Annotated in this window: 1 protein-coding gene; it reads right to left on the minus strand. The window is 47.6% G+C overall.

What is annotated here, in order from left to right; all coding sequences use genetic code 11:
* Window positions 1–44 precede the first annotated feature (44 nt).
* Window positions 45–576, minus strand: a 532-nt coding sequence (locus ACWHAR_RS30175) for a M28 family peptidase (protein WP_452088815.1), incomplete at its 5' end; no start/stop codon positions are given.

A 576-nucleotide genomic window follows, 5' to 3' on the forward strand; every position in this document is an offset into this window, starting at 1 on the left:
TGAAAAGAAGGAGGAGCAGATTTTCAATCTGCTCCTTTTTAAAATTACTGGGCAACTGAGCTGTAAGACGGTTTTCTGTTTTCCTTCTTGGTGAAGTTATACACAGCTGTTCCCGCGATTTGACCGGCTGTTTTCAGCCTGTCTTTGCTGATATGTTCAATCGTGTCGTAAGGGGTGTGGTACCAAGGCTCCAAAGCGCCTGTTCCCGGCTCTCTCCAAATAAAGTTGGCCGAGTCGATGCCGGCTTCATGGAATGGGACATGGTCGGATGATCCGCCTTGATGTAAAAATAATACGTCTTTTCCAAGGCTTAAAGAAGCGGCTTTACTTAGCTGCCAGACGAGGTTTGCCGAACCGTCGGGCGTATTGATGTACAGCTGTGAAGCATTCTCCCAGCTTGTCGCCACCATATCTAAGTTAAAGTTGGCAACGCTCCGTTTGACTTCCTGATTTGACAATGTGCTGACATAATGGCGCGAACCGAGGAGTCCGATTTCTTCGGCTCCGAATGTAATAAAGCGAATTTCTTTGTCGGCTGGCACTGTCTTCAAAATTCGGGCCAGTTCAAGGACGACT

Source organism: Bacillus sp. LR--39 (assembly GCF_053613335.1).